Genomic DNA, 7,163 nt, shown 5'->3' on the forward strand with positions numbered 1-7,163 from the left:
CGTTCAGGCGCGTTTTTCTTGGGGGGATCGAGGGGGAGTGGCTCAATCGGCCCCACGATGAAGAGGTATGAAACGGCGCCGAGCAGGCCAAATCCCCCGGTTGCGCAGAGCGGGATGAGAAATGATCCATGCGTCAGGCTCACCATCAGTCCGGTAAAGCTCGCAATCACGATCCCGGCGATATTCGCGGCACTGTTCTGAAGGCCGCCCAGAGTAGCCACGAGGTCGGGGCTTGGCGCGATATCGGCTGGAAGAGACCAGATATTGGCCCCAGTGAAGGCAATACCGCCGAAGGAAACCGACAAAAAGGTGATGCACAACCAGGTCTGGGTGACGAAGGCAGTCAGAGCGATGACAGAGGAAAGTACGAGCCCACCCACGAGGCAGGTCTTGCGTGCCGCTGTGAGGCTCCATCCGTTGTGATGGAGCCGATCAGAGGTCCAACCGCCCAGCCAGGCTGCCGGAATGGCGACAACGCCCGGGATCATCCCGATGAGCCCCAGATCCTTGAGCGAAAACCCGTGCGCGCTTACGAGATAGCTCGGAAACCAGGTGGCAAAAAAATAGAAGACGAAATTGGCGCAGAAGAAGCCAAGCATCATGCCCCACACCGTTCGGTGCCTGAGCATCAGCCGCCACGCTCCCGGGGCAGCACGTACGGGAGTGGGCTGGGCTGCTCTCAGCGTTGCCAGCTCTCCAGCGGGAAGTCGGGGATGTCTGTCCGGGTCATGATAAAGCGCAAACCAGAAGACGACCCAGACCAGCCCGAGGCATCCCGCTGCGACAAAGGCAAGGCGCCAGCCGAGAAGAGCAATCAGCAGGGCAACCAGCGGCATCGATACCGCAGAGCCCGCCCGTGACCCGCTGTCAAAGATCCCGGCAGCGAGGCCTCTCTCGCTTTTGGGGAACCAGAGCGAGGCGACCTTGGCATTCGAAGGATAGCTGCCCGATTCACCTATACCCAGAGCAAGGCGCAGACCGAGAATACTCAGCGGCCCGCGGACCAGAGCGGTCAGGGCGGTACAGACCGACCACCATATCACGGCAAGCGCATAAGCTGCGCGGACCCCGACGCGATCCACCACCATACCGAATGGCAGCTGCATGAAGGCATAAGTCCAGAAGAAACCACCGAGGATGATGCCAAGGAGGGCCGGATCGATGTGTAATTCGCGCGCCATGAACGGGGCTGCAATGGCGATCGTTGCCCGATCGATGTAGTTGATGGTGGTCGCAGCGAAACAGAGGATGATCATCAGCCAACGCAGACGGGGCATGATCTCTCTCCTGCACCAGAGAGGAAGGATGGCGAGAGGGCTGTCCTTTGCAAGGTCCGCATATCGGGACCTTGCAGAGAGAACGCCGCGTTATCTCGGCAGAATGCGACGCAGATAAGCGCGGTTGGTCGCGCTTACGCTCAGACCGTCACCGCCATAATGCTCGACCAGGAAGGCACTTTTGAACCCGTGGGCGAGTGCCATTTTAATGGCCGCCCGATAGCTGATCACGCCGAATTCGAGTGGGGCAGGGGCCGTGACCACCATGCCTGTGGTGGCATCTTCAGTGCGATAGTAATTCTTCACGTGCCAATAGCGCGCAAACGGCGCCACCTTCTGCATCATCGACGCCCAATGCTCGACCGGGCGATGCAGCCGGACAAGGTTACCCAGATCTGCGTTGATCCCTACGCTGGCGTGGTCGACATCCTGCACGAAGCGCACGGCACTCTCTGCCGTGCCCAGATAGGTATCTTCATACATCTCGAGCGAGAGCCCGACCCCGACCTCCTGCGCATGACGTGCCAGTTCGCGAATGCGGGCGACCGCAAGGTTCCAGGTCGTCGTGTCATCCGGGTTGACCGTCCCCTGTGCTGTCCAGAACCACAAGGCGGCTTTTTGCGCGGGGGTCAGGGGATAGAAAAGACCAAAGGAGACCTCCTTGATCCCGAGCTTCGCGGCGGTATCGATCACGCGATGACTATAGGCGAGATTTTCATCCGCCTGTTCCGGATCTATGATGGAGCGCCGCGCAGTCGAGAGCCCTGGCATTGTGAGACCGGCCTCCTTCACGAGCGACGCGAAAAGGGCCAGTCGCTCTGCGGGGAGATCAGCGAGCCTGATCCAGGAATCCGTGGGGTCGATCTCGGTAAAGCCCGCATCAGTGACTTCAGCCAGTGTAGCGGCCCATTCTTCGGGTGTCTGATCCTGAACGCTCGAGCCGTCCGGCAGGATATTCGCATACTGGATCATGGCTGCGGCAATGGGCCAGTTGGTGCGGTTGAAAGGGGAAGACATGGTTATCTCCTTTGGCTGGATAGAGAGGAAAAGGTCTCAATGGGCCGGACGGTGTGTCTGGTGGTTGGTCCGCGGCAGGAAGGCGGCGATGACCAAACCGATCAGCCCGGAGAGGGCGACGGCGTAGAGACCGGCAACAGGCGTTTCCCAGAGATGGGAGGCAAAGCTGCGGATATTGGGCGCAGCAAACCCGCCCAGATTGCCGAGAGCGTTGATAAGTGCGATCGCCCCCGCAGCCTGCACTCCGGTGAAATGGGCGAGAGGGAAATTCCAGAAAACGGCCTGGACCGTGACGACTCCGGCTGCGGCAATGCACAAACCGATCACGGCAACCACGCCTGATTCGGCTCCGGATATGCATAGCCCGATCGCGGCTGCGGCCAGACAGACCAGAAGACCGAGGCGCGGCGCATCATGCTTCTGGACGAGGCGCGTGATGACGAAAGTGGAGAGAATGGCGAAAGCCCAGGGAATGCCACTGACCAGACCGACGCGGAACCCGATCTTTTCATGAAGGATCAGCGATACCTGTTCGGGCAGGTAGAATACCACCCCGTAGCTTGCGACCTGCATGACCATGTAGAGCGCAAGGAACTGGAGCAGTTTGCTTGAATGCAGCAGGGCGCCGAGTTGTACGCCGTGGCCATGCGCTCCCTCTTTTTCGGCGGCCTCTTTTTGCAGGATACCTGAGAGGGTCGTTTTCTCAGCATTGCTCAGCCAGGCCACGTCCTGAGGCTTGTCGGGGAGGACGAAATAGGTTGCGATCCCCATGGCAACGGCCAGTCCGCCTTCAAGCAGGAACATCCATTGCCAGCCGGCAAGGCCCAGTATTCCATCGAGCCCGAACAATGCCCCCGATAGCGGATTGCCGAAGGTCATGGCGAGGGGATAGCCGAAATAGAACACGCCCAGCACCCGGGTGCGCTCCCGCTCGGGAAACCAGAATGTCAGATAAAGCATGATCCCGGGGAAGAACCCCGCTTCGGCAATGCCGAGCATCATGCGCAGGATGATGAACGACAGGTTACCCTGCGTGAACATCATGGCCGCGGATACGAGGCCCCAGGTGACCATGATACGGGCCATCCATCGCCGGGCACCCACGCGATACAGGATGAGATTGCTGGGGATCTCGAACAGGGCATAGCCGACGAAGAACACGCCAGCGCCGAATGCGAACATGGCGTCCGAAACGCCGACATCGGTATGAAGCGCCTGTTTGGCCGAGCCTATATTCGAACGATCCAGGAATGCGACGATATACATCAGGATCAGGAAAGGCAGGAGCTTGGCGAAGGCCTTGCCCGTCGCCCCTCTGCGCAGGGTTTCCTGATCCGCAATGCGAGCTGAGAGGGAAGAGGGAGAAAGAGCGGCAAGCGGTGGCATTGCGTCCGGAATCTCGGGCACCGCTTTGTTCTGTATCGTCTCTGAAGTCATGATGCTCGGCTCCTCATGCGCGCCCCTTCGACAAATGACTCGGGCGCGGATGTGGTCAGGCGGTCAGGGGAAGAAGGTGCTCAGGCAATGCGGCCGCCGAGCTCATCTTCAATATGTGCCTGGATGATCGCGTCGAAGCTCTGCTCCGTCGTGAACCCGAGAGACAGGGCGCGTTGCGGATCGAAGCCGCGCGCCCAGCCAGCGACGATACGCGCAACAGCTTCGTCAGGGGCATGCCGGATAAGGGCGACTGCCTTTTCACCTGCGACACGGCGCAGTGCCGCGATCTGCTCGCCCACTGTGACTGACAAGGCAGGCATGGAGAGGTTGGGTCGCTCACCCAGGAGAGATAGATCGAGCGTTGCTGCATGCCGCAGGAACTGGACCGCCGAGCGCGGACTCGTCATCCAGTGACGCGTTGTTTCTGGTACCGGTAGCAGGGCTTCCTGCCCGACCAGCGGCTCGCGGATGATGCCCGAGAAGAAGCCCGAAGCGGCGCGGTTCGGCTTGCCAGGACGAACACAGATGGTGGGAAAACGCAGCCCGATCGCGTCAAAAATGCCGCGACGCCGATAATCGGCCAGCAAGAGCTCGCATATGGCTTTCTGGGTACCATAGCTGGTCTGGGGAGTGAGGATGTAATCATCGGGGATCACGTCGGGAAAGTCGCCACCGAACACCGCATTGGATGAGGCGAAGACAACACGCGGCTTCCATCCCTCGCGTGTGCCAATCTGACGAATGGTCTCGAACAGGGTTCGTGTGCCATCGAGATTGACCGCATAGCCTTTGTCGAAATCGGCTTCCGCTTCGCCCGAGACGATTGCCGCGAGATGGTAGATGATATCGGGGCGACCACTCAAAAGCCTTTCGGCAGCGCCAGATTGCGTCAGGTCGCAGGTCATTGTCTCACACGCGCCACTAAAACCGTTTGGTGCGGCAGGCGCGACTACATCGGCCAAGGTAAGGCGCGTTGTGGCCTCCGTACCCTCGAGAGGCCTGCTTGTAAGACTTTCGATGAATTTACGGCCGATCATGCCGGCTGCGCCAATGACGAGGATATGCATCGCACTCACCTTTTTTCTCGGGTTTCCGAGCTTCAGATGAACGAAAGCTATCCGAAAGTTAATGATGCGCTAGACGCAAGATTGAACTGCCCGATCAGGAATGCTGATCGCGGCCTCTCTGAGTGCCGTAAATACGAGATCGGCGGCGGGGGTGAGTGGGCGTTCTGGAATGCTGATCAGGGAATAGGCCCCAAGGAAGTCCGGCATGGGAACAGAGAGTCGACGGATCATCCCCGCGCGCTCGTAATGTCGGCTCACACTGCACGGAATGACCGCGAGCATGCTCGAATGAAGCAGCAGATCGATCGTTGCAAACATCGAGGATGCCTCGATGGGGTGGACCGGCAGAGGAAGCAAGGCGGTGGTGAAAGCAGCCTCGATCGCCCGACGCATGGGGCTGGGCGCTGTCTGCAAGATCCAGCGTTCGCCAGCGACATCCTTCAGGCTCAACCCTCCCGGATCATTGATCGGGTTAAGACAGCTGGTAACGACGCAAAGTGGCTCGCTGGCAAGGTCGAGACAGGTCAGCCTTGTAGGCCCATGGAGGCCAAGAGGGCGCCCGATCACAAAATCGAGCCTGCCTGATTCCATGCCCAGAAGAAGCGCGTCGCTGGTATCGATGGTGAGGGACAGGCTGATCCCCGGCTGGGTCCGGGAAATTTCTGCGAAGACCGGTGACACCAGATCGGGCAGGGCTGCGACAATGGAGCCGACGCGCACCGTGCCATATGTCCCCTCCTGCATCGCGTTCATATCAAGTTGCAGGCGGTCTATATCGTTGAGCATGAGCCGCGCATGACGGGCGGCAAGCACCCCGCTGGGTGTCGGGAACACGCCCTGAGAGGATCGCTCGAATAATCGGGTGTTGAGGGCGTGCTCGACCTCCTGCAGCAATTTCGATACCGAAGGTTGTGAGAGATTCATGCGCTCCGCGGCGCGATGAAGGTTGTTGGTAGCCTCGAGTTCGAGGATGAGACGCAAATGGCGCAGCTTGAGCCGATTGATAAGGGAGTGTCCGCTCATGGGGCTGAGCCCCCGTCGAAACGCCCGGCTTCTCCTTTGTGCGTGATGTCACGCAGGAGGGACAGGATGGTTGTCGCGGCAGGGGTTGAGGGGCGGTCCTTCGACACCAGCATCCCCCAGGGCGCGACATCGAAGGAGAAATCCAGTGGCAGAAGCGCGATCTGGCCGACATCGCGCTGAAGTTCGGCGGCGGGCGCCGAAAGCAGGGTGAGGGCGTCGGTCCGGGTGATATAGGCCAGGGTCATCATCCAGGAATCCGAAGAGACGATCCGTGTGGGCAGCGTCAGATCCCGATCGAGGAAAAGCTCTTCGAGGCGTTGTCGTGATCGGCTCCCCTTTCGCTGCAGGATCCAGGGATAATCGGCAAGGGCTGGCAGCGGGATCGGCCCTGTATCCTGCAGGGGATGGTCAGGACGCGCCGCCACAACAAGATGTTCCGTGGCGATTTCCTCATAATGGACCGGATAGGGCGAGGGGATGACAGGACGTCGCCCCAGCATGATATCGATCTGGCCGTCCACCAGCATCTGGAACAATGCGTCGCTCGGGCCACTGCGGATTTCGAGTTCGATCTCGGGATAGGTTTCCTGGGCAATGCGCAGCATGTCGACAAGCGAACGGATGACAGGGCCGTCAATCGCTCCGATCGAGACATGGCCTATGCGCCCATCAACGAGTGCGTTGAGCTCGACACGCGTGCGTTCCAGCTCTTCAAGCATGGTCACAGCGTGTCGTGTCAGAACCTCACCGGCAAAGGTGGGGATCATGCGTCGCCCTTCGAGCCGGAAGAGGCGGATCTTCATCAACTCCTCGAGATCGCCAATCAGCTTGGAGGCAGCAGGCTGCGCCATGCCGAGACTTTCTGCGGCAGCCTGCAGGGTCGGATGGCGTGAAAATGCCGAGAGAAGCTGCAGGTGACGCAGCTTCAGTCTGGAGGCGATGAACCAGAACGGGCCGAGATGCGGATGGGACATGGGCGATTTCATAGTCAAATGGTTATCTATTGAGTGGATACGACTATTGGACGCGCCTCTTTTCGGGTGAGTATTTCTTTCGTCCGTTACATCGCTGGAACACTCCGTTTTCAGCGTCCATCAAAATCATCGTGAAGGTTGGGCGACATGTCGGTTCAGATTATCAGAAGTGCAGCGGTCATCGGCGCGGGGTATATGGGCGGCGGTATTGCCCAGAGCCTTGCAGCTTCAGGCATGAAAGTCACGCTCGCCGATGTCTCGCCGGAGGCAACGCAGCGCTCGCTCGAGCGGCTCCTGGGCGAAGCGCGCGATTTCGAGGCGCAGGGGCTTCTGACGCCTGGAAGCTATGATCGGATCATGACCAATCT

Annotated in this window: 7 protein-coding genes; 1 reads left to right on the forward strand and 6 read right to left on the reverse strand. The window is 59.8% G+C overall.

The window, feature by feature from the left end:
- The 6 genes from C0V97_RS17360 to C0V97_RS17385 all read right to left on the reverse strand — a co-directional run.
- Positions 1-1,277, reverse strand: a 1,277-nt coding sequence (locus tag C0V97_RS17360; RefSeq protein WP_127103713.1) for an MFS transporter, incomplete at its 3' end; no start/stop codon positions are given.
- Between the two features lie 90 nt (positions 1,278-1,367).
- Complete coding sequence (locus C0V97_RS17365) at positions 1,368-2,294, reverse strand: sugar phosphate isomerase/epimerase (RefSeq protein ID WP_127101915.1); 927 nt, start codon at positions 2,292-2,294, stop codon at positions 1,368-1,370.
- A gap of 36 nt (positions 2,295-2,330) precedes the next feature.
- Positions 2,331-3,731, reverse strand: a complete 1,401-nt coding sequence (locus C0V97_RS17370; protein ID WP_199751697.1) for an MFS transporter — start codon at positions 3,729-3,731, stop codon at positions 2,331-2,333.
- Between the two features lie 80 nt (positions 3,732-3,811).
- Entirely contained in the window at positions 3,812-4,798 is a 987-nt protein-coding gene (gene denD / locus C0V97_RS17375; protein WP_127101916.1) for a D-erythronate dehydrogenase, read from the reverse strand.
- Between the two features lie 69 nt (positions 4,799-4,867).
- Positions 4,868-5,821, reverse strand: a complete 954-nt coding sequence (locus C0V97_RS17380) for a LysR family transcriptional regulator (RefSeq protein ID WP_127101917.1) — start codon at positions 5,819-5,821, stop codon at positions 4,868-4,870.
- Positions 5,818-6,795: a LysR family transcriptional regulator gene (locus tag C0V97_RS17385; RefSeq protein WP_158625362.1), complete on the reverse strand. Its 978-nt coding sequence runs from the start codon at positions 6,793-6,795 to the stop codon at positions 5,818-5,820. The genes C0V97_RS17380 and C0V97_RS17385 overlap by 4 nt, the downstream gene beginning before the upstream one ends.
- Positions 6,796-6,942: 147 nt before the next feature.
- Here C0V97_RS17385 and C0V97_RS17390 point away from each other — a divergent pair.
- Positions 6,943-7,163 (forward strand): 3-hydroxyacyl-CoA dehydrogenase NAD-binding domain-containing protein (locus tag C0V97_RS17390; protein ID WP_233582253.1); only part of this gene is annotated, 221 nt, incomplete at its 3' end.

The organism is Asaia sp. W19, assembly GCF_003994335.1.
Lineage (GTDB): Bacteria > Pseudomonadota > Alphaproteobacteria > Acetobacterales > Acetobacteraceae > Asaia.